The organism is Candidatus Merdisoma sp. JLR.KK006, from assembly GCF_036941035.1.
Taxonomy (GTDB): Bacteria; Bacillota; Clostridia; order Lachnospirales; family Lachnospiraceae; genus Laedolimicola.
On sequence record NZ_JAYMNS010000008.1, the window covers coordinates 1 to 23,128 of the forward strand.

The window sequence follows — 23,128 nt, forward strand, 5'->3', positions numbered from 1 at the left end:
ACAAGAAACAGAGAACAAGTTAAAAATGACTTGTCCTCTGTTTTTTACTTACTGCATACTTGTTATTTCTTTGAAATTTTCGTATGCTGTATCATTTTTTAATATTTCTACCATTTCTGGTGTAATTATTTTTTCAAATGTTTTTAAATTATCCGGCTCTGTAACCTTTGATAAAATAAAATTTTTTAGCATGAGTGTTAATGGTTCTCCTATGGCGGATTTATAATTAAATCCAATTAGTTGCATAGTCTTAAGAGTATCTACACTGATTAACTCCTTAATTTGCTCATAAGACTCAACTTGAGATTTTACAACATCAACAGCCTCCGGACCAATTTGTTCAGCAGATGATATTTGAGATTTTTTTATAATTTCTAAAATACGTGATACTGTATTATGTAGATGTTGAATATCCTCATCACTAATAACTACTTTTTCTAATTCAGATTTATACGCTTGAGCAATTCTAACAGCTTCTTCTCGCTCACTAAGCAACTCATTGATTATTTCATCATATGTGCTACGAATTTTTTCAATATTTTTTTCTTCTTTTATTGCTCGAATTTTACTTGAAACCGCAGTGGCTGTTCCTTTAACTGCCAGTTCCGCTAAAGCTGTTCCAAGAGAAAGTAATTCTGTTGTATATATTTCATTCATAAGTATTCCCTCCCAATAATTTTATAATCGAATTATAGCATTTGGGGCAAATTAAAACAACAAGATTGTTACGCAATAGAACACCGTTTTTGAGAGCAGACATATAAAACCCTTACCCCGCCACTTCAATACCTGCAAAGCTGCATAAATCAAGGACAAAATAACCCCTACTGCGTAACAATCCCCATAATAGATTGAGGGCGAAAGCAGTCTGCTGATTTCGCCCTCTTGACTACCCACAAGCAAAGGCGGGAAAAGCTGTCAAGGGTGCGTAGCGCGAAGTCTACCCTTGACAGCTTTTCCTGTCTTTGCTACCTACTATCGGTCGAAGCGGAATTTCAATATGGCTTCAATCAGTTTTGCCTTTAATCTGTCCTGCGTATCGTCATTGATATGCCCTTTATACATAGACAGATATTTGATGTATGCGGTATAGTGCCGCAATACTGCGTCTACCGCTTCTGGCTCTCCGGCAACGGCTTTTTCGATTACCTCAAAAGGTATCAGCTTTTTGTTCCTCATGTTTCAATTTCTCCCATTCTTTTCGTAACTGTTTCAGCGCAACATTTCTTCTGTGGTTTATCGTACTTCTGCAACGCCCGTACTGTCTGCCGATGGCTTCATCACGATAGCCAACGAAGTAATAAAGCAACAAAACTTCCCGCCTTAACTCCGGCAATTTTGATAATGCCGTTGCCAACCGTTCATCATCAACGATAACTTCCTTTCCTAACACAATAAATACAGTCGGCTTATCCTGTTTTTCAAAGTAGCTGTCCATAGCAGACGGTTCAAAATATCGTTCTGACATCAGATAGTCAAGGGATATTTCTCTTGCTTCTTTCCTCTTCAAATCCCGCCATGCGTTAATTGCTTCATGGCGCAGGACAATCTTGCAGAACGCATGGAAAGCATATTCGATATGTTCCATGAACTGTTCAGAATATCTCATTTTCTCTCACCCCCTTTCTTCCCAGTAGGGGGCTATTACAACAAATGCTCATACAGCATAAAGTGGCATAAGCATTTGAGTAATACGAGTTATCAAGACATACTAAATGATTTGACAGTTCATATTCATGGGTAGTATATCCCCTAAACGAACACTGCGTTTTTTTGACAGAAAATAGTTTGTCTGATTTTGCGGATATAAAAATAACACGACGGTACCTCCTGATACCGCCGCATTATTAGTCATGGTTTCTAAAAGTCCTCCGCTGTCCGTTTTGAAGAAACGGCGGCTTATGAGTATTACCAAAAAGAAAGAGCCGATAACCGCATTTTTAATCTGCGTGTTATCGGCTCTGCGTCTGTGCGTCTGGCTCTTTGATAACTGATATATTCATTTGTTGTACGTTAATAATGGTTTCGTGCTTGCATTTCGGGCAATATAGGGGAAAGTTTTTCAGTTCGGTATCACTCCGCATTTTTAACCTTGTTTTGCTTTGGCATATGGGGCATATTATCCATTCGGTATTCATGTTAAATACCCCAATCCCTGCTAATCATTTGCAGTTTTACCATATGCGGGTAAATCCTGCCGGTGTTCATCAGTTTTTCTGGCGTTCCCTGTTCCGCAACAGAACCGTCTGAAAGCACAACCACTTTATCCGCGCCGCTTACGGTACGCATACGGTGGGCGATAACAAGTACGGTCTTATCCTTTATCAGCCTTGATAAAGCAGCCTGTATCAATGTTTCGTTTTCCACATCAAGGCTTGCCGTTGCTTCATCAAGTAAGATGATAGGGGAATTTTTGAGGAAAGCGCGGGCGATTGAAATTCTCTGCCTTTCCCCGCCGGACAGTTCGCAACCATTTTCACCAATCATACTGTGATACCCGTCCGGGAGCTTTGTCGCAAATTCTTCACAATTTGCCAGTCTTGCCGCTGCAAGCACTTCTTCGTCGGTCGCGTCCTTTCTGCCTATTCTGATATTCTCCATAATTGTGTTGTTAAACAGCGTCACATCTTGAAATACGATAGAGTACAGCGACAGCAAGGTTTCCGGCTCTATTTTCGATATATCCATACCGCCGACAGTGATTTTCCCCTTGCTTATATCCCAGAACCGCGCGGCAAGACGTGATACCGTAGTTTTACCGCCGCCGGACGGTCCGACTAAGGCGGTAACTTCTCCCTGTTTTGCCGTAAAGGACACGTCTTTCAATACGGTTTCCCCGCTATTATAAGCAAATCCCACATGGTCGAACACAATATCGTAACCTTTATTTGTTACTCTGTCTGTTCCTGTCTGAATAGGCTGGTCAAGAATTTCATTCATGCGGTTTATGTTCGTTTTGGTGGAGATTACCGCAGCAAGATTTTGCAATGCACCCTCAAGCGGGGCATATAGCCTTGAAGCCACAAGCAAAAACATAAAGAATAGCGGAATATCAATTTCCCCACGAATGAGTAGCGCAGAACCTACAAGCGCAACCGTAGCAATCCCAAACTTTAATATCAGCGTAGAGGAAACAACAAAAAGGGCAGTCCCAAGCTCTGTTATAATGTGCCGCTTTTCCACATAGTCAATTTTTTTGCCAAGCCCTTTCAGATAGCTTTCTTCCGCATTGTTCGCCTTTAAGTCCTGTAAACTTTCGATACACTCCTGTACGCCGCCTTCAAGCGCAACATTCGCCGCTACAGATTTACGGTTGAAGTATTCCTGTATGCGGGCTGAAAAGAATGTGATTGTAAATGCAATCGGCAAAACCCAAACCGCCGCAAGAGCCATTCGCCAGTCGTAAGCGAAAAGGCAAACTGCAATCAGCGTTGTAGAAATAAGGGAGCCTGCCAATGCGGGTACATAATGGGAAAATGCCTGTTCAAGAGTGGCGCAGTCGCCCATAATCGAATTTGTCAAATCAGCAAGGTCTTTTTTTCCAAAAAATGACAGCGGGATTTTACGGAGCTGTTCTGCTAAGGATATACGCCTTACACCGCTTTCCACATAAGTCGCTAAGTAAGTGGCGTTATACTGAAACCATGTCACAATAAAAATAAAGCATAAGCAAACCAGAGCACCAACCGCGTAGAACGCAACGCGGCTTCCATTTATGCCCCCGTTCATAGTATCAATGACAAAGTAATAGAGCAGTCCGACGGGAAGCATAAAGGATATATCCTGTGCGACACAAGCAATACAGCCCTTTATCAAATCGACAGCCCCCTGTCTTGATAACGCAAAACGTCTTTGCAATGTCTTAATCATGCGTTTACCTCCTTTGCAATCTTCCATTCTGCCGCTTTGGAATAATTCTTCCACATTTTTGTAAATATGCCATTTTGCTCTATCAGTCCGCTATGTGTGCCGCTTTCGACAATTTCACCGTCTTGCAGTACATAAATGCAATCCGCGTCTGTGATTGACGACAGCCTGTGTGCAATCATAATGACGGTCTTTCCCTTTGAAAGAGCAGATAGAGCCTGTTGCACGCGCACCTCATTATCGGGGTCGGCAAACGCGGTTGCTTCATCAAGAATTAGGATAGGCGCATTTTTCAAAATTGCGCGGGCAATCGCTATTCTTTGCTGTTCGCCGCCGGACAGATACACGCCTTTTGTGCCGACAACCGTATCAATGCCATTCGGTAATTTTTCAATAATATCCAAGCACTGTGCAGCTTCCAGAGCATGGGCGATTTCTTTGCGTGTAGCGTTAGGTTTTGCCATACGCACATTTTCTAATATGGACGCTTTGATAAGGCGGCTGTTCTGAAATACAAAAGATACCTTATTCATCAATGTTTCTTTCGGAATGTCACGTATTTCGGTATTGCCTATCAGTACGCGCCCTTTTTGAGGGTCAAAAAACCTTGTGACGATATTTGCAAGCGTTGTCTTACCGCCGCCGGACGCTCCTACTAATGCTACTGTCTGCCCCGGCTTTATTAAAAGTGATACATCATTGAGTGCGTTTTTCTCTCCGTCATAGCTGTAACTAACGTGTTCCAATGTAATTCCATTATTTTTAGGAATATTATTCACGCTGCTTTCAGATAATGGTTTTTCGTTCAGCACTTCATCAATCCTGTTGATTGCGTCGCCTACAATCATTGCGTCCTCGCTCATAAACATAATTTTTGTAAGCGTCGTACCAATGACGGGAGTAATCACAATATAGAAGATAAGGTTTAACAGAAGTTCATTTGTTACGCCGCCCCTTGTAAAGAGAATACCCCCGGCAATCAGAAACGCGAATACGCCGTTAATTGCTGTTGTATAGAACATCATAGGCAGACGCAGCCCCTTTGTATATGCAATTACCCATGTTTCGTAATTGTCTATCGCGTCTTTGAAGCGTTTGAAAGAAAAAATTGTCTGCCCGAAAGTCTTTACTACGGGTACGCCCCGCACATATTCAACAGCTTCGTTTGACATATCAGCAAGCGCATTTTGATATTGTTCCATTCGCTTTTCCATGTCTTTTCCTGTCATTTTCATCATAATCAGAAAACCAAGCACAACTGGAACAAGGCTTAAAAGCCCTAACCGCCAGTCAAAGGCAAGCAACAGGAAAAGCAGCCCTATGGGTGTGGCAATCGCCCCCGCTTTGTCGGGAAGCCTGTGTGCAAGATATGTTTCCGTAGCGGTACTGGAAGTATTTACTATTCTCCGCAGCTTTCCGCTTCCATACTTTTCCGTTACCCCAAGCGGCAAGGCTGTAATATGGCGCATAAGCTCTTTTCGGATATTTGCGGCAACCCGGAACGCGCTCATATGCGAACACATCAAGGCGGCTATGTAGACAACAATAGAGATAACCGCAAACAATACCGCAGACCAACCGTAGCTTGTAACATTCCCCGCCTGTGAGAAATTCGGGGAAACTTCCAGTATGTCGTGAATGATACGCCATATATACCAAAAAGGCACAAGAGCTAACAGCGCACTCATTACGGACAATACCCAAGAAAGATAGGTTAATATTCTGTGCCCTCCGGCATAGCCCATCAGTCTTGATAGATTAGACTGTTTTTTCATTGAAAAAAACCTCCTTGAAAATTTTTTATGATATGAGGACTAAATAACTGCCCTCGAATATCCTTATTTGATTAGTGGTGTCTTTATGAAGTTAGCTAAAACTAACCTATGCGTCAAATATAATGGAAAGTGTAAACTTTCCATTATCAAATCTTATTATCACATTTATTTGTAATCGAGCCTGCTCGATTTATTATTGCCCCATAATTTTCATCCACCCGGCGGTATAGAAAGCTCTCATTTCTTTCAAATAGTGCTTTGCTTCTTCAAGCGGCATTTCATGTATAATCAGCTCAAAAAATGTGTTGAACATTCCCGTAATCAAAATATGCTCTAACCGTTCATCAATGGGCGGCGCTGGTCTGCCTAACTTTTCAAGAACTGCTAAATAATCATGTGTTCCTTTTGTTTCTATTTCCACCATTTCATCAATCAGCTTTGAAAAACGTGTTCCCTCCGAACAGCAAAGTATGAGCTTAAATTCATTCAAGTGTTCATAGGCGTACAAGAGCATTTCATACATATACACGCCGGAAGTAGAAGTAAGATTGTCGGGCTGTTCCTCTGGCGGTATTTCTGCAAATTCTTTCTGTGCCTTGCAAAAGAGTTCCAATAAGAAATTGTAGTGTTCGCCTACCAGTGCTTCAAATAAATCCTCCTTGCTGTTATAGTAGCCATAAAACGCGCCTGTCGTTACCCCCGCCGTTTTGACAATATTCCGCAGGGAAGCAGACTTATAGCCTTTTTCAAGAAATTCCTGCATGGCGGCTGAATGGATTAAATGTAGTGTTGTCTGCTCTGCTTCGCTCATTTTCTCCCCCCCTTGTATATAACGGTGTTATATATCGCTGTTATATGATACTGCAAATCAGAGAATTTGTCAATGGCACAAAAAAATTTTTGCTGATTTATTCTGTGGCATTGGCATTTCTCAAACTTCCCCGTATTAAGAAACAAGGAAAACTTTTTGAAGAATTTCTCTCAAAACTCCGTCAAAACTGCCCTGTGTGGTGTTGTAGGTAGTGAGAGGAATTATCAGAGGGTTTGGGATTCTTCCCAACAAGCAAAATCTGTCCAGCAAGCCGTAGCGCGGACGGGCAGATTTACGGAAATGGGTACCCGTTTCCTATGCTTGCTCCGAAACTTATCATTTCGCAAATACGGAAAGGAAGGGAAAAGAATGGATTGGGAACCAGAAATCAAGGACAGCGGCTATCTGCCGGAAAAAGGGAAGCCGACAGAGGAAACCGTCTGCTACAAAATCGGCGGCACATACTATGAAGTGTCTACCTCCTGCGGCGGCTCGGAACGGCTCCGCGACAAGATGATACGGCTCATAAAATCGGAAACCGTCAAACCGCCCAATGACAAACAGGGATAAGTGCGCTATAATAAAGTTAGCACTACTGTTTGTCGGGCGTTCATTACAGGAGGAATGAACATATGACAGCAAATACATATAAGCCCGGACAGATAACAGCATTATACGCCCGTCTTTCGCAGGAAGATACGTTAGAGGGCGACAGCAACAGCATTGTGAACCAGAAAGCAGTCCTCTCCAAATATGCGGCGGACAACGGCTTTTCCAATCCCGTTTTCTTCATTGACGATGGTGTATCGGGTGTGACGTTCGACAGACCAAATTTTAACAGAATGATTGCAGAAATCGAAGCCGGAAACGTGGCAACGGTCATTGTCAAGGATATGTCAAGGTTAGGGCGCGATTATCTGAAAGTTGGCTACTATACGGAAATCTTTTTCGTAGAACGTGACGTTAGATATATCGCAATCAATGACGGTGTGGACAGCGCAAAAGGCGACAACGATTTTACCCCGTTCCGTAACTTGTTCAACGATTTTTACGCCAAAGACACAAGCAAAAAGGTACGGGCAATCAAGCGGGCGCAAGGACAGGCGGGGGAACATCTGACAAAGCCGCCTTACGGCTGCATGGTAAGCCCTGCTGACAAGAAGCAATGGATTGTGGACGAAGAAGCCTCCGCTGTGGTGAAACGGGTTTTTGATTTATGTATCGGTGGGAAAGGTCCCATGCAGATAGCAAAAATCCTCAAAGAAGATAAGGTACTGACTGCCAAAGCCCACTACGCAAAGAAAAAGGGGAAAGCACTTCCCGAAAATCCCTATGACTGGAGGGATAGTACCATTGTCGGTATTTTGGAGCGTATGGACTACTGCGGGCATACGGTGAACTTCAAAAGCTATTCCAAATCCCACAAGCTGAAAAAGCGGATTCCTACCACAAAGGAACAGCAGGCGGTTTTCTATAATACCCATGAAGCGATTGTGGAGGACGCAGTTTTTGAACGAGTGCAGGAACTAAGGGCGAACAAACGCCGCCCAACAAAAGCAGACCGACAGGGCTTGTTCTCCGGCTTGGTATACTGTGCGGATTGTGGGAGCAAATTACACTTTGCCACTTGTAAAAGTTTTAATGGCTCACAAGACCATTACCGCTGTGCAAAGTACAAGAGCAATACGGGAAGCTGTACGGCTCATTTTATCCGCAAGGAAGTGTTAAAGCAGATAGTATGGAGCAGAATATTTGATGTGACCGCCCTTTTCTTTGATGACATCATGGCTTTCCATGAAATGATGTATCAGCAACGCTCCGCTGAAACAGAAAAAGAAATGAAGCGCAGGAAGCGGGAAGTCGGACAGGCGAGGAAGCGGATAGCGGAACTTGACCGTATCTTCAAGCGGATTTATGAGGACGACATAAGCGGTGCAATCAGCCATGACAGATTTTTGAAGCTGTCCGCAGAGTATGAAACGGAACAGCGGGAACTGGAAGAAAAAGTTAAGGCAGACCAGCAGGAAGTCGATACTTACGAACAGAATAAGAGCGATTTTGACAGCTTCGCCGCGATTATCCGCAAGTATGTGGGGATAAAGGAACTCACCCCCGCAATCGTCAATGAATTTATCAAAAAAATCATAGTCCATGCGCCGGAAAAGGTGAACGGGAAACGGGTACAGAAAGTAGATATTGTTTTCAATTTTGTGTGTGAACTCAATTTCCTTTCTGACATGCAACCGAAACGGCAAGGCGCATAGGAACTCAAAAAGACGGTATAGCCCTTGTAATCGGGGCTATACCGCCTAATCTGAAATTACTTCCCTCTAACCGTAAACATTTGATTTTCCGGGGTTTTTGAGCAATTTTGATACAATCCCGCCAGCCGATTAACGCTTGCTGAACTGCGGAGCGCGACGAGCCGCTTTGAGGCCGTACTTCTTACGCTCTTTCATTCTCGGATCACGTGTCAGGTATCCGGCCTTTTTAAGAATCGGACGATATTCCGGATCTGCCTGAAGCAGTGCTCTTGCGATACCATGACGAATGGCTCCTGCCTGTCCGGTATATCCGCCGCCGTGTACATTCACCAGTACATCGAACTTGTCGGTAGTCTCGGTTGCCGTCAGAGGCTGACGAACGATAACCTTCAAAGTCTCCAGACCAAGGTACTCGTCAATGCTTCTCTTATTGATGGTAATATTTCCGGTGCCAGGTACCAGGTATACTCTGGCGATTGATTTTTTTCTTCTGCCTGTTCCGTAAAATCTTGAATTAGCCACTGTAGATTTCCTCCTTCCGCTTTCTCACTTAAAATGTTAATACTTCCGGCTTCTGAGCCTGATGATTGTGCTCCGGGCCAGCGTATACATGAAGCTTGGTGTACATCTGTCTTCCCAGCGGTCCCTTCGGAAGCATGCCCTTAACGGCAAGCTCTACCACTTTTTCCGGTTTCTTTGCCATCATCTCACGCAAGGTAGTCTCTTTCATACCGCCTACGTACTCGGAATGATGATAGTAAATCTTCTGATCCAGCTTTCTGCCGGTTACTTTTACCTTATCTGCATTTACGATAATTACATAATCACCTGTGTCAATATGAGGTGTAAAGATCGGCTTGTTCTTGCCTCTCAAAACCTTAGCCACCTCAGAAGCTAAACGTCCTAATGTATATCCTGAAGCGTCAACCACATACCATTTTCTCTCAATCGTTGCCGGACTGGCCATGAAACTCTTCATTGGTTCTCCTCCTGAAAAATTATTCAATACTCTATACCCAAAGGATATACCGCCGTGCATACCTCTTCGGGGTAGATGGACTTCGTCCAATACCATATGAAAAAATGCCTTTACCGGGGCTTGGATCCGGCATTTTTGCACTTCGTCGCACCAAAATATTATAGTACACTCACCCTTGCGTGTCAACCCATTTTTTCCAAATATTCAGCCGAAAATTCTACTCCCTCATACGCCATCCCAATCAGTGTCAGCCCTTTCGCCGGAGCCGTAGGGCCGGCAGCCTGCCGGTTAAGAGCCTCTAACACAGCCAGTATATCTTCCGGCTCCTTCATGCCGCTTCCTATTTGAATCAAAGTCCCGGCAATAATTCTTACCATATTATAGAGGAATCCGTTTCCCGACACTTGAATGCGAATCAGCTCCCCCTCCCGTCTCACCTCTAAGGAATAAATGGTCCGAACCGTAGTCTCTGCCTGGGTATGAATACTGCAGAAGCTTTTAAAATCATGCTCTCCCAGAAAATAAGGACAAGCTGCCCTCATTCGCTCCACATCCAGCGGATGGCGATAAAAATAAGTGTTCAGCCGTTCACCCGGCAGTTCAAATTCCCGATTCAGGATCCGGTATTCATAATATTTCGTACAGGCACGCTTTCTGGGATGAAAATCTCCTTCCACCTCCAAAGACTTTTGAATCCGAATATCCTCAGGCAGCCGGCTGTTCAATGCATAGGAAATCTTCTCTCCCGGCATCCGGGTATTCGTATCAAAAACCGCCACATTTCCAAGAGCATGAACGCCGGAATCCGTACGGCTGGCTCCAATCACCTGAATTTCTTCCCGAAAAAGATTAGAAAGTTCCCGATTCAGAACACCTTCTATAGTCTCTCCATTCTTTTGCACCTGCCATCCGCAATAATTGGTTCCATCATAGGCCGCCACCAACAAAATACGCTTCATAAGACGATTCTCAATATAATAATAATTGCCAGAAAAAGGACTACTGCGCCATAAGCCGCATAATCCCTTTTGGCATACACAAGAGGCTTCATTTTCGTACGGCCCTCACCGCCGTGATAACATCTGGCCTCCATAGCCATAGCCAGATCATTGGCCCGGCGAAAGGCTGAAATAAACAACGGTACCAAAAGCGGCACCAGGTTTTTCGCCTTTTGGATCAGATTTCCATGTTCAAAATCCGCACCTCTGGCAATCTGGGCCTTCATAATCTTATCCGTCTCCTCTAAAAGAATCGGAATAAACCGAAGTGCAATGGACATCATCATAGCAATCTCATGGACCGGAACACGCAGCTTTTTTAAAGGCCCCATAAGACGCTCCAGACCGTCCGTCAGATCATTGGGGGTGGTAGTCAATGTCATTACCGAGGATCCCACAATCAAGTAAATCAGACGAACAGCCATAAAAATTGCCGTCCGAAGCCCCACATCCGTAATCTTAAGCTTCCACACCTGCACCAGCACCCGCTCTCCCGGCGTCAGGAACAGATTAAAAACCACCGTAATCATCAAAATCATTACAATAGCCTTTAAGCCCCTGACCATAAAGGAAAGCGGCACCTTTGACAGCTTAATCACCATTGCCAGAAAAACAGTCGCTGCCAAATACCCCGGCCATCCCTTGGCTAAAAACAATGCTACAATAAACGCCAGGGTTGCCGAAAGCTTTACTCTCGGATCTAATTTATGAAGAACAGAATCTGCCGGGTAGTACTGCCCCAGCGTAATATCTCTAATCATGTGTCGTCTCCTAAGATTTCAAACCTGCCAAAGCCTCCAAAACCGTACGCTGCGCCTCCCAAACGGTAGTGGCATCCTCATCCACGGGAAACCCCTTTTCTTTCAGGGCATGCATAATATATGTCACCTGGGGAGCAGCCAGGCCTATCTGCTCCAGCTCTTTATAATGACGAAACACCTCTCTTGGCACATCATCAAACAAAACCTCACCCTGATTCATAACAATAATACGTTCCACATATTTTGCCACGTCCTCCATGCTATGGGAAACCAGCACAATCGTAATCTTCTTTTCTCTGTGAAGCTTGCTAATCTGATCCAGAATCTCATCTCTTCCTTTGGGGTCCAGTCCTGCCGTGGGCTCATCCAATACCAGAATCTCCGGCTCCATAGCCAGCACACCGGCAATCGCCGCTCTGCGCTTCTGCCCTCCGGATAACTCAAAAGGTGACTGATAATAAAACTCCTCTCCAAGTCCCACCATCTCAAGAGCCGCCTTTGCCCGTTTTTGCGCTTCCTCTTTAGAAAGACCCTGATTCTTTGGTCCAAAGCAAACATCACTTAGAACATCTACTTCAAAGAGCTGATGCTCCGGATACTGAAACACCAATCCTACCCTGCTTCTTAACCGGCGCATATCATAGCCTGCTCCATAGATATCCTCTCCATGAAAATAAATATGACCATCTGTGGCCTTCACAAGTCCATTCAAATGCTGAACCAAAGTAGATTTTCCGGAACCGGTATGTCCAATCAGACCGACAAATTCCCCGCCTCCCAATTCCAGATTAATATCTTTCAAAGCATGAATCTCATATGCGGTCCCTGAACCATACACATAATTCACATGGTCTAATTTTATCGCCCCCGGCAGCTTATGAGCCGCAGGTGCCTGCTCATCCTTCTGGCAAAAACTGCGGGAGTCCGTATCCTTAACAGCAGCGTTAATGATTTGACGTTCCGATGACTGTGCTGCTGTCCGGCATAATGCTTCCACCAGTTCCTCCCTGGTCAGTATTCCATCCGGCAGATCCATACCAGCTTTCTTCAGCTCATAGGCCACCAGTGTTGCCTGGGGCACATCCAAACGGTAGGATTTAAGCAGTTCCACCTGAGAAAATATCTCCCTTGGCGTTCCTTCCATTACCACCCTGCCCTGATCCATCACAATCACTTTATCGGCATAAATAACTTCTTCCATATAATGGGTAATGAGAATCACCGTAATTTCTTCCACCTGGTTCAGCGCCCGAACGGCCCGAATCACTTCTTTCCGGCCGTTCGGATCCAGCATAGCCGTTGGCTCGTCCAATACAATACACTGAGGATGCATAGCCACTACTCCTGCAATGGCCACCCTCTGCTTTTGACCGCCGGAGAGCTTATTAGGCGAATGATGGCGGTATTTCAGCATATTTACTGCTTTCAGACTCTCTTCCACCCGTTCCCAGATCTCCCTGGTGGGCACTCCCATGTTCTCAGGGCCAAACCCCACATCTTCTTCCACAATCGTTCCAATGATCTGATTGTCCGGATTCTGGAACACCATTCCTGCCCTCTGGCGGATCTCCCATAGATGCTCTTCCTTCCTGGTATCCTTCCCATCCACCCACATAGTTCCCCCGGTAGGTGTCAAAATAGCATTCATATGCTTGGCCAGGGTGGATTTTCCGGAACCGTTGTGTCCCAAAATCGCTACAAATTCGCCCTTTTGTATCTGCAGGCTGACTTGATCCACGGCCCGGGCAGCATCTGTCTCCCGACCTTCTTCATCATATTTTTTATATTCATATACCAGGCTGTGAGCCTGAACCATCTCTTTTCCCATGGTTCCTTAACCTCTTCCTGCTTTTAAATACTGCTGTTTATTGTATAATATCTCCTGTTCTTTTGCAAGCAGAAACATCAGGATATAAAAATACGGTCATACCGTTTGAATGCTATGTTCCAACCGTATAACCGTACATCCTCATAAAAACAGCTCTATCGAGTATATCCGCCTAAATCCGGCTCTGCCTTAGCAGCCGGAACGCCGTTGAGATACCCCGCCTGAAGCAAACGGGTCCGAATCTCCGGCCCCAGCAGCAGCGTAAGGAAAATCTTAACCAAATCTCCCGGAATAAAAGGCAATACTCCGACTGCCAGGGCTTCCGCAAAATTCATTCCTGCCATATAAGCCAGCCATACGGTTCCAAAAGCATAGAGAACCGCCGTTCCAAGCACCAGCCCTAAGCCCTCCACCGCACGCCGCTCAAGACCCTTTCCGGAAAAACGTTCTACAAAAACTCCTCCAATCAATGCCAAAAAAAGATATCCCACTAGATACCCTCCCGTAGGTCCTGCCAGCTTCCCGATTCCTCCGCTGAAGCCGGAAAATACAGGAAGCCCTGCCAGTCCAATCAGCAGATAGAGAATACAGCTTAAGGTCCCAAGCTTCATTCCCAAGATAACAATGGAAAGACAGATAGCAAGATTTGCAAGAGAGATCAGTACCGGACTGATGGGAATCATTAAAGTCATTGGTCCTAAGATACAGATTACGGCAGTCATTACCCCAGTCAGTGCCAATTGATATGTGGTCATGGATTTTTGTTTCATATTCGCTCTGCTCCTCATTCGTCTTATCTAAGCTCCACCCAAAAGGCAGTTTCTTTTGTAAGTATACGAAAAAGAAGCTCGATTGTCAACTCGTTTTTTATTATAGTTAACAATCAATCTTATTAACTCATCTCAATGCTTCCCACATCTCCTTATTTATTAGCTGCACTTTGAACTGCAGCCTGCTGTTCCAGAATACCAGCTTTTTCTTCCATAGCCTGGAACAATTCTTTTTTCATCTGATTATAATGCCGATCCTTTAAAAGCCCTTTCTTTTTACGAATTCTCCTATTCAAGTGTCCTATTCACCTCCTTTGTCGTTTTTCTGTTGCAAAGTATGTCGTTATTATATCACATTCACAACGCATATTCTATGTTTTTCATCGGATTCTAACTCTTTTATATACACCGTATAATATACTAAAATAGAACGTATAATAATCGTAACGGAGCTATTTTTCATGTACGAAGAAAATTTTTGTATTAGACGTATCAAGGAGCTTATGGAAAAGAACAATTTTAATGCATACCGTCTTGCATGTAAGGCTGGTATTTCTCTTTCCACTCTGACCTCCATGTTTGATAAAAATACCGATCCCCGTGTGCAGACCCTTGAAAAGATCTGCTCTGCCTGCGGTGTTTCTGTGTCCCAGTTTTTTGAACGTTCTTCCAAAGATTTGACTACTGAGCAGGAATATCTGCTGGAAACCTATGATCATCTATCCCCTTCCGGAAAAAACCATTTAGTGTCCTACCTGAACTATTTAGCTCAATGTGATGAGAGTTCCCAAGAAAATTAAGCAAAAAGCAATATGTTCCTTGTAATAAAATTTTTCAAAAATCTGCTGTAAAGAATGGTGCTTTTTCTTTTGTTGTGATACAATGGGCGTTAATGAGAAGATAAAAAACATAGGGGGGAGAACTCTATGAACCGTCATGCATACCTGATCATGGCCCACCATCAATTTTCCTTTTTAAAAGAACTGCTTCTGGCTTTGGATGATGAACGCAATGATATTTATCTTCATATAGATCAAAAAGCTCAGAACTTTGACTTTACGGGCTTTTCTCATGTTGTTCAAAAGTCATCCCTGTATTTTACCAAACGCCTGAATGTCCACTGGGGCGGCTACAGTCAGACAGCCTGCGAGCTGGTACTCTTAAAAGCTGCCGTTCCCCGTCATTATGCCTACTATCACCTCCTATCCGGTTCCGACTTTCCCTTAAAAACCCAGGACGAGATTCATCAGTTCTTTGAAGAGCATGCCGGAAAAGAATTTCTCTGTTTTGATGCGCCAAAATTTCTTCCCCAGATACGTGAGCGCATTTCCCTTTATCATTTCTTTCGGGAAAGTTCCTGTTCCCTGGCTGAGCCTGCAGATATGCTTCTTACAAAGCTTCAGCGGCTTCTCCATGTAGACCGGCTGAAAGGGCAATCCCTTTCCTTGCAGAAAGGGGCTAACTGGTTCAGCATTACGCATGCATTTGCACAGTATGTCCTAAATCATGAAGACTGGATTAAAAAGCATTTTCGCCATTCTGTCTGTGCAGACGAGCTGCTCCTCCAAACCCTGGCTGTGAACTCTTCTTTTATGGATCAGATTTTTGATCCATTTGGAAGCGGTCTCTCTCTGGGAAATCTTCGTTATATTGACTGGGAACGTGGAAATGAAAATAGTCCCTATACTTTTCAAAAGGAGGATGCAGAATTTCTACGCTCCCTGCCACATCTTTTTGCCCGAAAATTTGACCGGAATATTTTTTCCTGCTAAATTCTTATCGGTAATTCTCAGTGCATTTCACACAGCTCCCATTACGGCTGCAGTGAAAATCATCCACAATATCATCCACACGAGTGCAGGTACTTTTGAGAAAGCGCACCGTATGCACCACCTTCGAGGAGTCTACGGGGCAAATCGTCTCAAACCTTTGGACGTAGGCCCGGTCTTCCTCCATATCCTCCCCATCCTTACTTTCCTTCCAGCGATATTTCCGGGATGTCTCCCATCCCTGTCTAAAACCTGAAGTCTCTTGTTCCATTCTCAATCTCCTTTAAATTCTGCTCCGCCCTTTTCCGAATCTTATCACTGGTTATGCTTTTCAGTTCTTCCCGTATCAGGGCCTCCCCCTTCCTTCTGGTGTCCTCCGAAGCATAGTCTATCAGATATTCCTTCAGAGTCATCAGCCCATTGGGCTGGCAGCAGTTGGCAATCTGTCCGGATTTTACCAGCTTCATAAAGCGATCTCCGGTACGCCCCTCCCGGTAACAGGCTGTACAGAAGCTTGGAATCATCCCCTGATTTAGCAGCCAATTCACCACCTGATCCAGGGTTCTTTTATCACTCACGTCAAATTGGGCGGAATTTTCCTCTTCCGTCTCCTCCCTGGCATAGCCGCCCACACTGGTACGGGAACCGCCGCTGATCTGGGACACCCCAAGCTTAAGCACCTTTTCTCTGGTAGCTTTTGATTCCCGGGTGGAAATAATCATTCCCGTGTAGGGAACAGCAATCCGAATCACTGCCACAATCCGCTCAAAAAGCTCATCGGATATGGCATCCTCAAAGGCGGAGGCATCAATGTCATCCGCATTCCGAATCCGCGGAACACTGATGGTATGAGGACCCACCCCGAACACCGCCTCCAAATGCTCCGCATGCATTAACAATCCCGTAAAATCATAGCGGTAATGATTAAGACCAAAGAGGACGCCTATTCCCACATCATCAATGCCTCCTTCCATGGCCCGGTCCATAGCCTCCGTATGGTACGCATAGTCATGCTTGGGTCCGGCAGGATGAAGCTTCTCATAATTTTCCTTATGATAGGTCTCCTGAAAAAGAATGTATGTCCCGATTCCCGCTTCCTTAAGCTTTCGATAATTTTCCACCGTAGTCGCCGCAATATTTACATTCACCCGGCGGATGGCACCGTTCTTATGCCGTATCCCGTAAATGGTCCGAATAGATTCCAGCACATATTCAATGGGATTATTCACAGGGTCCTCCCCTGTCTCCAAAGCCAGCCGCTTATGCCCCATATCCTGCAGGGCAGTCACCTCCCGGCGAATCTCCTCCTGGGTCAGCTTTTTACGGGCAATATGCTTATTCTTAAAATGATAAGGACAGTAGGTACACCCATTGACACAGTAATTGGAAAGATACAGAGGCGCAAACATCACGATCCGGTTTCCGTAAAACTTCTGCTTAATCTCCCGGGCCAGCCGGAATATCCGCTCCAGCAGATCCGGTTCCTCGCACTCTAACAGCACCAGCGCCTCCCGGTGAGACAGTCCCTTGCAGTCCTTTGCCCTGGCAAGCAGAGATTCTATCAATTCCCGGTTGTTTTTATTTTCCTGTGCATATTGAATGGAAGCCAGGATCTCTTCATGATCCATAAATTCTTCCGCCCTTTTGGATGCTGGGTTATACATTGTAAATTCCTTCTTTCTGTCCATTTCTTTATTGCAAACAAATGTTCTGATGTGCTATAATGGAAAGGAGCACATTTTTCCAAATCTGCAATGCGGATAACATACTTTCACACAAGCAAGGAGTCTGTTATGTCCCCTGTCATATTTCATATCGACGTAAATTCCGCTTACCTAAGCTGGAGCGCCCTGGAAAAATTAAAAAATGGAAGCAGCGTGGATCTGCGCACCATTCCCTCCATCATTGGAGGCGATGAGAAAAGCCGCCATGGAATTGTACTGGCCAAATCCATACCTGCCAAAAAATATGGCATTCATACCGCTGAGTCTGTGGCGTCCGCCCTTCGAAAGTGCCCTGCTCTGGTGACGGAGCCTCCGGATCACGATCTCTATCACCGCTACAGCCGTGCCATGATGGAGCTTCTCTTCTCCTTCACCCCGGATTTGGAACAGGTATCCATTGATGAATGCTACCTGGACTTCACGCCCATTGCCCATCTGTATTCCTCCCCGGAGGATGCGGCGGCCCTTATTCGAGACCACATCTTTGACACCCTGCATTTTACCGTCAATATCGGAATTGCCCATACAAAGGTTCTGGCTAAGATGGCCAGCGATTTTGAAAAGCCCGGAAAAATCCATACCCTTTATCCCGAGGAAATTCCTGTAAAAATGTGGCCTCTGCCCGTGTCGGATCTCTTTATGGTAGGACGGCGCAGCGCCGAAAAGTTGATTGGCTTCGGCATCCAAACCATCGGTGAACTGGCCCGCACGGATCCTGCCTTTCTCACCACCCACTTTAAAAGCCATGGCCGCCTTATGTGGGAATTTGCCAATGGCATTGATGATTCTCCTGTACTCTCAGAAAAGCAGGAAGCCAAAGGAATCGGCAATTCCACAACTCTTAGAGAGGACATTACTGATCCAGGGGAAGCCGAAAAGGTTCTCCTTGCCCTCTGCGAGAGTGTCTCCGGGCGTTTGCGAAAGGCCGGACAGCTGGCCGGAACCATTACGGTAGAGATAAAATATCATGACTTCACCAAAGCCTCCCATCAGGCCCAGACCTTATCTCCCTGCAATACAACCGGCGAGATCCACCGGCTTGCCTGTTCCCTCTTTGGAGCGCTTTGGGATGGCCGGCCCATCCGTCTCCTTGGTGTCCGCAGCTCCCGGCTGGTATCCGAGGAAGAACCCGTTCAACTCTCCATCTTTGATCTGCCTTTCACTCCTAAGCCGGAGGAAGCTACAACAGCCGCTCCCTCCCCTGAAAAGCTGAAGCAGCTTGACACCGCTTTGGACTCCATTCGCAGAAAATACGGAGAGGATGCCATAAAAAGGGGGCGTTTTCTGTAGTCACTGATTTCTTCCGTAAATCAGGTTCAGCCCCTTGAGCAAAAGCGCATCATCCATATGAATCGTCTCCCTGCAATAAGGAATAATACGCTTTGCCAGCCCTCCCGTAGCCACTACCTGGGGAGATGCCCCAAGCTCATCACGAATCCGGCCAATCATTCCGTCCACACAGCAGGCGTTGCCATAGAGCACACCGCTTTTCATACAGTCAACCGTATTGCTTCCAATAAATTTCTTAGGAGGCTCCAGACTGATCTTGGGAAGCTGGGAGGTTCGATTCGTCAAGGAATCCAGCGCCACTCCCACACCCGGCATGATCATTCCTCCAATCACCTGCCTTTTTTCATTCACCACAGTAAAGGCAGTGGCCGTTCCCATATCAATAATCACCAGAGGGCTTCCGTATTCTTCAATGCCGGCCGCAGCCCCTACTACCAGACCCGGCCCCAGCTGCGCCGGATTGTCAATGCGGATATCCAGCCCCGTCTTTACGCCTGGCCCCACCACCAGCATTTCTTTTCCGATAATCTTGGCCGCCGCATTACGAATGGTTCCTGTCACAGGAGGCACTACGGAGGAAATAATCCCGCCTTCCAGTTCCTTTCGTTCCACTCCATAAAGCTCCAATACGTTTTTCACACTGATGGCATATTCCAGCTCTGATTTTTTTGCATCCGTATGCAGACGCTCCACAAAAAGAATCTGCCTTTCCTTAATACAGCCAATTACAATATTGGTATTTCCGATATCAATTGCCAAAATCATACTTTTTGACCTCTCTTATTCCTGTTTCCCGGCTTCGTGTCTTATCTCTGCCAAGTCCTGCCGCCCTTAATCCTCAATCTTTTCTTCCTTATTATAAATATAGCAATACCCTTCTCCTCCCTGTTTTACCGAAGAAAGATCCTCATAAACGGACGTATCCGTGGAAAGCTGTTTTTTCCGCAGCATCCAATTGGAAGATTTCTTGATCAGGTCATAGATAACCGCAAAGGTCGGCACGCCGATCACCATTCCCACAAAGCCCATGAGACCTCCGAAAAGCAGGATGGAAAAAAGCACCCAGAAGCTTGACAATCCCGTAGAATCCCCCAGAATCTTCGGTCCAAGAAAGTTTCCGTCAAGCTGCTGAAGCACCAAAATCAAGATCAGAAAATACACACATTTGATGGGACTGACTGTAAGTATAATGAGTGCGCTGGGAATCGCCCCAATAAATGGACCGAAAAAAGGAATAATGTTAGTCACTCCCACAATCACACTGATCAGCATGCTGTAAGGCATGTTAAGCAGATTCATAATCACAAAGCAGAGAATGCCGATAATCAGAGAGTCTAACAGCTTCCCGTCAATAAAGCCGCCGAACACCTGATTAATATAGTGTATCTCATCCAGTATCCCATTTGCAACAGGTACTTTTACAAAGCTGTAAATAAGCTTTTTCCCCTGAGCGGCAAATTTCTTTCGATTTCCCATCATATAGGCCGCTGCAAAAATACCAATCAAAATATTTTTCACCGCAACGAGAGCGCTGATAAGGCCGGCTGACACGCCGCTGACTATCACCTGCATATTGGGCAGCAGCTTTGTCTCCAGCCAGCTCTGCATATTCTGATAAGCCGTGTTGATAAACTGCTCCGCATAGTTGGCAAGAACCTCATCATCTGCCAGCTTCTGCTGTATCCAGTCGCTCCATTTCATTACATTGCCAGGAAGCACCTGTACAATCCCCCGGACACTGGTAAACACCTGCGGAAGAACCATGGCAAGAAGCAGGTAGACAATAAAGAAACCAAACAAAAGGCTGAGTCCAATTCCCAGAGCCGCCGAAAGCCTGGCCGCCTTTTTCTCCTTTACCTTAAGTCTTCCTGCCAGAAATAAATTCAGGCGAAGTTCTACAAAATTGCACACCGGTGTCAGAAGATAGGCAATTACCGCTCCGTAGATAAAAGGCATGAGAATATTTTCCAGGGTCCGTATTCCCTCTATCATCTGTTGAAACCGAAACAGGGCAAAGAAGAATACAATACACAAAATAATGCCTATTGCTCCTGCCAGACTGATAAACAAATATTTCCGAAATGAATCATCTTTCATCTTCCGCTTCCCCCTTATTGTAAACGTCAAAGCCCACCATTGCCTTGGGAATCACATAATGGCTTCCCCCACGTCCCTTTACATCCTCTATCATCATCACCATCAAAAGGGGCTTGTCCGTATCCGCCCCGCTGATTCCCACAAACCAGCCCAACTCCGTGCCGTTCACGTCCTCTTTGGAATCCTTGATCTCCGCCGTTCCCGTCTTTCCGGCCAATCGGTATTCACTCGGGGCAGCCTCATGGGCTGTCCCCTCCGGATGTTCCACTACCTGATAGAGGGCATCAAGAACGTTCTGTGCCGCTTCCGGCGTAAAGGCACTTTCTTTCCAAAATCTTCCGCTTTCATTCCCCGTCAGATATGGCTGTACCATATTTCCCTCGTTTACAAAAGCCGAATAAATAACTGCCAGATGAAGAGGATTCACCAAAAGCTTCCCCTGTCCATAGCCGCTGTCCGCAAGCTCTGTCTCTGAGGCAAGCTTTCCCTCACTGCCATAGGCAGACGGCTTAAGCTCAAAATCAAATGGGAGCGTTTCGCCGAACCCTACCTGATCAAGTCCCTTTGTAAAGACCTCTTCTCCTGCATTCACAGCCGCCTTTGCAAAGTAAATATTGTCCGAATGAACCAAAGCATTTTCCAGATTCTTTACCGCATAATCTGTGAGGGTCGTCACATAATAATCGCCCCAGCCGGAATCCTTCTGCCAGCTTAGTCCCTCGTTTTTCACATCCTCCTTGGGGTCCAGCGTTCCGTTTGTCAGTCCTATGGCCGCCGTAACCGGCTTAAAGACAGATCCCGGCACCCAGGAAGCCAGAAAACGGTTGTAAAGGGGCTGGGTCTCATCATTATTAATCTCCTCCCATGCGGCGGAAGTATAACCCATAACAAAATCATTGGGATCATAAGCCGGGGCGCTGGCCATAGCCAGCACTGCGCCGCTTTTCGGATCTATGGCAACTGCACAGCCCTCGTCCCCCTCAAGCTCCTGATACAAATGCTGCTGCAGTACAATATCAATGGTCAGCACTACATCCTTTCCGTCCTCTGCAGGTTTTTCCAGTACGGTGCTTCTCACATCCCCCAGCCCATCAATAATCTGAATGGAATAGCCGTCCCTTGGACGCAAAATATCCTCATAAATCCGTTCTGCTCCTGCTTTTCCTATGAGGCTGTTCCTGTTATAGCCCTGACCTTTTCGTTCTTCCAGTTCCTCTGCCGTGATGCTCTGCACATATCCGGTCAACTGGGCAGCCTTCTCTTTAAAGGGGTAATACCGTACTGTCGTATCCGTAATCATCACGCCCGGAATCTCCAAAAGCTGTTCCTTCAGCTCATAATCATCTTTGGAAACCGTGCGCAGAGGTACAAAGGTATCATCCCGAACCCAACTGGCATTCAGTTCCTTTTCTATCCGCTCCACACTTAATCCCAGCAGTTCGGAAAGCCGGGCAAGGTTCTCCTCCCGATCCGGATTCTCAGCCAGCTTTCCCGGCACCAGGCCCACAGAGGAAGCTGTGCCCTCTCTTGCAAGAGCTGTCTGATTTTGATCATAAATATTCCCTCTCTTGGCAGAGATGGTTTTCACACGCACTCTGTCCCCCTCATAAAGCCCTGGGAAAATATCCTGGCTGTCCCAGCTCATTTTGTAGGCGCCCTCTTCATTCTTTGTAAAAATAGCTACCGTATCAAAGGCCAGCTCTCCTGCCAGGGTATCCATGGTAAGCTTATATTTTACCCTCTGTGTTACGGCTTTTTTATCCTTGTGACCTTCCTCCCGTTCTTCGATATCCGCCTGAATATTCATGGCCTCAATTCCTCCATAAATATTCTGATACCGTTCCACATAGGTTTCCTGATCAATGGATGCCCTTGCCTCCTCTGTCAGATAGGCGTACATTTCCTCGTATTTTTCTTCATTCAGCAAATCAATATATTCCGTAAGCAGCTCCTCAGGCTGGGGCTCCTTCTTCCCGCAGCCTGCCGCCATTGTCAGGCTAAGCATAAGAGCTGCCATTACTAACAAGCGTTTCATAATATCTCTCCTTTGTACAGTTTACTACCACTGTTTTATAGCATGGTGCTTATGAATTGTTTCCCATAGGCTGTACCATAATTATTTTAGCATTTTCCTTTATGTGATACAAGCGTTTCCCAAAATAACCTTTTGCCATGACAAATTGCATGTTTCGGGA

The 23,128-nt window shown here is 45.6% G+C and carries 24 protein-coding genes; 5 read left to right on the plus strand and 19 right to left on the minus strand.

Annotated features, from left to right (window positions below; all coding sequences use genetic code 11):
- Positions 1-48: 48 nt before the first annotated feature.
- The 7 genes from VSQ61_RS08460 to VSQ61_RS08490 form a co-directional block, all read right to left on the minus strand.
- Positions 49-657 (minus strand): hypothetical protein, encoded by a 609-nt coding sequence (locus VSQ61_RS08460; RefSeq protein WP_334344006.1) that lies wholly within the window; start codon positions 655-657, stop codon positions 49-51.
- A 318-nt stretch (positions 658-975) separates the two neighbouring features.
- On the minus strand, positions 976-1,179 hold the full coding sequence (locus VSQ61_RS08465; RefSeq protein ID WP_006355157.1) for a helix-turn-helix domain-containing protein: 204 nt from the start codon (positions 1,177-1,179) through the stop codon (positions 976-978).
- Positions 1,151-1,609, minus strand: coding sequence for an RNA polymerase sigma factor (locus VSQ61_RS08470; protein ID WP_334344007.1), 459 nt, complete (start codon positions 1,607-1,609; stop codon positions 1,151-1,153). The genes VSQ61_RS08465 and VSQ61_RS08470 overlap by 29 nt, the downstream gene beginning before the upstream one ends.
- Before the next feature lie 343 nt (positions 1,610-1,952).
- Positions 1,953-2,138, minus strand: a complete 186-nt coding sequence (locus VSQ61_RS08475) for a cysteine-rich KTR domain-containing protein (RefSeq protein ID WP_081645493.1) — start codon at positions 2,136-2,138, stop codon at positions 1,953-1,955.
- A gap of 1 nt (position 2,139) precedes the next feature.
- Positions 2,140-3,870 (minus strand): ABC transporter ATP-binding protein, encoded by a 1,731-nt coding sequence (locus VSQ61_RS08480; protein WP_334344008.1) that lies wholly within the window; start codon positions 3,868-3,870, stop codon positions 2,140-2,142.
- On the minus strand, positions 3,867-5,642 hold the full coding sequence (locus tag VSQ61_RS08485) for an ABC transporter ATP-binding protein (RefSeq protein WP_334344009.1): 1,776 nt from the start codon (positions 5,640-5,642) through the stop codon (positions 3,867-3,869). Before VSQ61_RS08485 ends, VSQ61_RS08480 begins: the two co-directional genes overlap by 4 nt.
- A gap of 193 nt (positions 5,643-5,835) precedes the next feature.
- The gene (locus VSQ61_RS08490) at positions 5,836-6,453 is read right to left on the minus strand and encodes a TetR/AcrR family transcriptional regulator (RefSeq protein ID WP_016293180.1); all 618 of its coding nucleotides are present in this window, start codon (positions 6,451-6,453) and stop codon (positions 5,836-5,838) included.
- Between the two features lie 369 nt (positions 6,454-6,822).
- Here VSQ61_RS08490 and VSQ61_RS08495 point away from each other — a divergent pair, with 369 nt between their 5' ends.
- Together VSQ61_RS08495 and VSQ61_RS08500 are read left to right on the plus strand one after the other, a co-directional pair.
- Positions 6,823-7,023: a hypothetical protein gene (locus VSQ61_RS08495; protein ID WP_016223859.1), complete on the plus strand. Its 201-nt coding sequence runs from the start codon at positions 6,823-6,825 to the stop codon at positions 7,021-7,023.
- Between the two features lie 62 nt (positions 7,024-7,085).
- Positions 7,086-8,717, plus strand: coding sequence for a DUF4368 domain-containing protein (locus tag VSQ61_RS08500; protein WP_334344010.1), 1,632 nt, complete (start codon positions 7,086-7,088; stop codon positions 8,715-8,717).
- Between the two features lie 129 nt (positions 8,718-8,846).
- Here the strand turns inward: VSQ61_RS08500 and rpsI are convergent, their stop codons facing one another.
- The 7 genes from rpsI to VSQ61_RS08535 form a co-directional block, all read right to left on the minus strand.
- Entirely contained in the window at positions 8,847-9,239 is a 393-nt protein-coding gene (gene rpsI, locus VSQ61_RS08505; RefSeq protein ID WP_172541310.1) for a 30S ribosomal protein S9, read from the minus strand.
- 28 nt (positions 9,240-9,267) lie between these two features.
- On the minus strand, positions 9,268-9,696 hold the full coding sequence (gene rplM, locus VSQ61_RS08510) for a 50S ribosomal protein L13 (protein WP_334344011.1): 429 nt from the start codon (positions 9,694-9,696) through the stop codon (positions 9,268-9,270).
- A gap of 182 nt (positions 9,697-9,878) precedes the next feature.
- A complete protein-coding gene (truA, locus tag VSQ61_RS08515; protein ID WP_334344012.1) occupies positions 9,879-10,655 on the minus strand; it encodes a tRNA pseudouridine(38-40) synthase TruA in 777 nt (258 codons plus the stop codon).
- Positions 10,652-11,455, minus strand: a complete 804-nt coding sequence (locus VSQ61_RS08520) for an energy-coupling factor transporter transmembrane component T family protein (protein ID WP_334344013.1) — start codon at positions 11,453-11,455, stop codon at positions 10,652-10,654. The genes truA and VSQ61_RS08520 overlap by 4 nt, the downstream gene beginning before the upstream one ends.
- Before the next feature lie 10 nt (positions 11,456-11,465).
- Positions 11,466-13,283, minus strand: a complete 1,818-nt coding sequence (locus VSQ61_RS08525; protein WP_334344014.1) for an energy-coupling factor transporter ATPase — start codon at positions 13,281-13,283, stop codon at positions 11,466-11,468.
- Between the two features lie 155 nt (positions 13,284-13,438).
- A complete protein-coding gene (locus VSQ61_RS08530; RefSeq protein ID WP_334344015.1) occupies positions 13,439-14,053 on the minus strand; it encodes a biotin transporter BioY in 615 nt (204 codons plus the stop codon).
- Between the two features lie 152 nt (positions 14,054-14,205).
- Entirely contained in the window at positions 14,206-14,349 is a 144-nt protein-coding gene (locus VSQ61_RS08535; RefSeq protein ID WP_334344016.1) for a hypothetical protein, read from the minus strand.
- Between the two features lie 165 nt (positions 14,350-14,514).
- Here VSQ61_RS08535 and VSQ61_RS08540 point away from each other — a divergent pair, with 165 nt between their 5' ends.
- Together VSQ61_RS08540 and VSQ61_RS08545 are read left to right on the plus strand one after the other, a co-directional pair.
- Entirely contained in the window at positions 14,515-14,853 is a 339-nt protein-coding gene (locus VSQ61_RS08540) for a helix-turn-helix domain-containing protein (protein WP_334344017.1), read from the plus strand.
- A gap of 126 nt (positions 14,854-14,979) precedes the next feature.
- Positions 14,980-15,825 (plus strand): beta-1,6-N-acetylglucosaminyltransferase, encoded by an 846-nt coding sequence (locus VSQ61_RS08545; protein ID WP_334344018.1) that lies wholly within the window; start codon positions 14,980-14,982, stop codon positions 15,823-15,825.
- A gap of 4 nt (positions 15,826-15,829) precedes the next feature.
- Here the strand turns inward: VSQ61_RS08545 and VSQ61_RS08550 are convergent, their stop codons facing one another.
- Positions 15,830-16,093: a hypothetical protein gene (locus VSQ61_RS08550; RefSeq protein WP_334344020.1), complete on the minus strand. Its 264-nt coding sequence runs from the start codon at positions 16,091-16,093 to the stop codon at positions 15,830-15,832.
- Complete coding sequence (hydG, locus tag VSQ61_RS08555; protein ID WP_334344021.1) at positions 16,068-17,486, minus strand: [FeFe] hydrogenase H-cluster radical SAM maturase HydG; 1,419 nt, start codon at positions 17,484-17,486, stop codon at positions 16,068-16,070. Before hydG ends, VSQ61_RS08550 begins: the two co-directional genes overlap by 26 nt.
- Before the next feature lie 129 nt (positions 17,487-17,615).
- Between hydG and VSQ61_RS08560 the strand changes: the two genes are divergently transcribed.
- Positions 17,616-18,836, plus strand: coding sequence for a DNA polymerase Y family protein (locus tag VSQ61_RS08560; RefSeq protein ID WP_334344022.1), 1,221 nt, complete (start codon positions 17,616-17,618; stop codon positions 18,834-18,836).
- Here VSQ61_RS08560 and VSQ61_RS08565 read toward each other — a convergent pair whose 3' ends face one another.
- From VSQ61_RS08565 to VSQ61_RS08575, 3 genes are all read right to left on the minus strand, one after another.
- The gene (locus VSQ61_RS08565; RefSeq protein ID WP_334344023.1) at positions 18,837-19,601 is read right to left on the minus strand and encodes a type III pantothenate kinase; all 765 of its coding nucleotides are present in this window, start codon (positions 19,599-19,601) and stop codon (positions 18,837-18,839) included. It lies immediately after the preceding gene.
- Positions 19,602-19,667: 66 nt separating this feature from the next.
- The gene (locus VSQ61_RS08570; RefSeq protein WP_334344024.1) at positions 19,668-20,933 is read right to left on the minus strand and encodes an AI-2E family transporter; all 1,266 of its coding nucleotides are present in this window, start codon (positions 20,931-20,933) and stop codon (positions 19,668-19,670) included.
- On the minus strand, positions 20,923-22,968 hold the full coding sequence (locus VSQ61_RS08575; RefSeq protein ID WP_334344025.1) for a penicillin-binding transpeptidase domain-containing protein: 2,046 nt from the start codon (positions 22,966-22,968) through the stop codon (positions 20,923-20,925). Before VSQ61_RS08575 ends, VSQ61_RS08570 begins: the two co-directional genes overlap by 11 nt.
- Positions 22,969-23,128 lie beyond the last annotated feature (160 nt).

Excerpts from the sequence above, each read along its gene's own strand:
- hydG (WP_334344021.1), bottom strand. The coding sequence starts at position 17,486 with ATGTATAACCCAGCATCCAAAAGGGCGGAAGAATTTATGGATCATGAA.
- VSQ61_RS08465 (WP_006355157.1), bottom strand. The coding sequence starts at position 1,179 with ATGAGGAACAAAAAGCTGATACCTTTTGAGGTAATCGAAAAAGCCGTT.
- VSQ61_RS08475 (WP_081645493.1), bottom strand. The coding sequence starts at position 2,138 with ATGAATACCGAATGGATAATATGCCCCATATGCCAAAGCAAAACAAGG.
- VSQ61_RS08470 (WP_334344007.1), bottom strand. The coding sequence starts at position 1,609 with ATGAGATATTCTGAACAGTTCATGGAACATATCGAATATGCTTTCCAT.
- rplM (WP_334344011.1), bottom strand. The coding sequence starts at position 9,696 with ATGAAGAGTTTCATGGCCAGTCCGGCAACGATTGAGAGAAAATGGTAT.
- VSQ61_RS08525 (WP_334344014.1), bottom strand. The coding sequence starts at position 13,283 with ATGGGAAAAGAGATGGTTCAGGCTCACAGCCTGGTATATGAATATAAA.
- VSQ61_RS08570 (WP_334344024.1), bottom strand. The coding sequence starts at position 20,933 with ATGAAAGATGATTCATTTCGGAAATATTTGTTTATCAGTCTGGCAGGA.
- VSQ61_RS08565 (WP_334344023.1), bottom strand. The coding sequence starts at position 19,601 with ATGATTTTGGCAATTGATATCGGAAATACCAATATTGTAATTGGCTGT.
- VSQ61_RS08500 (WP_334344010.1), top strand. The coding sequence starts at position 7,086 with ATGACAGCAAATACATATAAGCCCGGACAGATAACAGCATTATACGCC.
- VSQ61_RS08490 (WP_016293180.1), bottom strand. The coding sequence starts at position 6,453 with ATGAGCGAAGCAGAGCAGACAACACTACATTTAATCCATTCAGCCGCC.
- VSQ61_RS08530 (WP_334344015.1), bottom strand. The coding sequence starts at position 14,053 with ATGAAACAAAAATCCATGACCACATATCAATTGGCACTGACTGGGGTA.
- VSQ61_RS08480 (WP_334344008.1), bottom strand. The coding sequence starts at position 3,870 with ATGATTAAGACATTGCAAAGACGTTTTGCGTTATCAAGACAGGGGGCT.
- VSQ61_RS08540 (WP_334344017.1), top strand. The coding sequence starts at position 14,515 with ATGTACGAAGAAAATTTTTGTATTAGACGTATCAAGGAGCTTATGGAA.
- VSQ61_RS08485 (WP_334344009.1), bottom strand. The coding sequence starts at position 5,642 with ATGAAAAAACAGTCTAATCTATCAAGACTGATGGGCTATGCCGGAGGG.
- VSQ61_RS08550 (WP_334344020.1), bottom strand. The coding sequence starts at position 16,093 with ATGGAACAAGAGACTTCAGGTTTTAGACAGGGATGGGAGACATCCCGG.
- VSQ61_RS08545 (WP_334344018.1), top strand. The coding sequence starts at position 14,980 with ATGAACCGTCATGCATACCTGATCATGGCCCACCATCAATTTTCCTTT.
- VSQ61_RS08460 (WP_334344006.1), bottom strand. The coding sequence starts at position 657 with ATGAATGAAATATATACAACAGAATTACTTTCTCTTGGAACAGCTTTA.
- truA (WP_334344012.1), bottom strand. The coding sequence starts at position 10,655 with ATGAAGCGTATTTTGTTGGTGGCGGCCTATGATGGAACCAATTATTGC.
- VSQ61_RS08495 (WP_016223859.1), top strand. The coding sequence starts at position 6,823 with ATGGATTGGGAACCAGAAATCAAGGACAGCGGCTATCTGCCGGAAAAA.
- VSQ61_RS08575 (WP_334344025.1), bottom strand. The coding sequence starts at position 22,968 with ATGAAACGCTTGTTAGTAATGGCAGCTCTTATGCTTAGCCTGACAATG.
- VSQ61_RS08560 (WP_334344022.1), top strand. The coding sequence starts at position 17,616 with ATGTCCCCTGTCATATTTCATATCGACGTAAATTCCGCTTACCTAAGC.
- VSQ61_RS08520 (WP_334344013.1), bottom strand. The coding sequence starts at position 11,455 with ATGATTAGAGATATTACGCTGGGGCAGTACTACCCGGCAGATTCTGTT.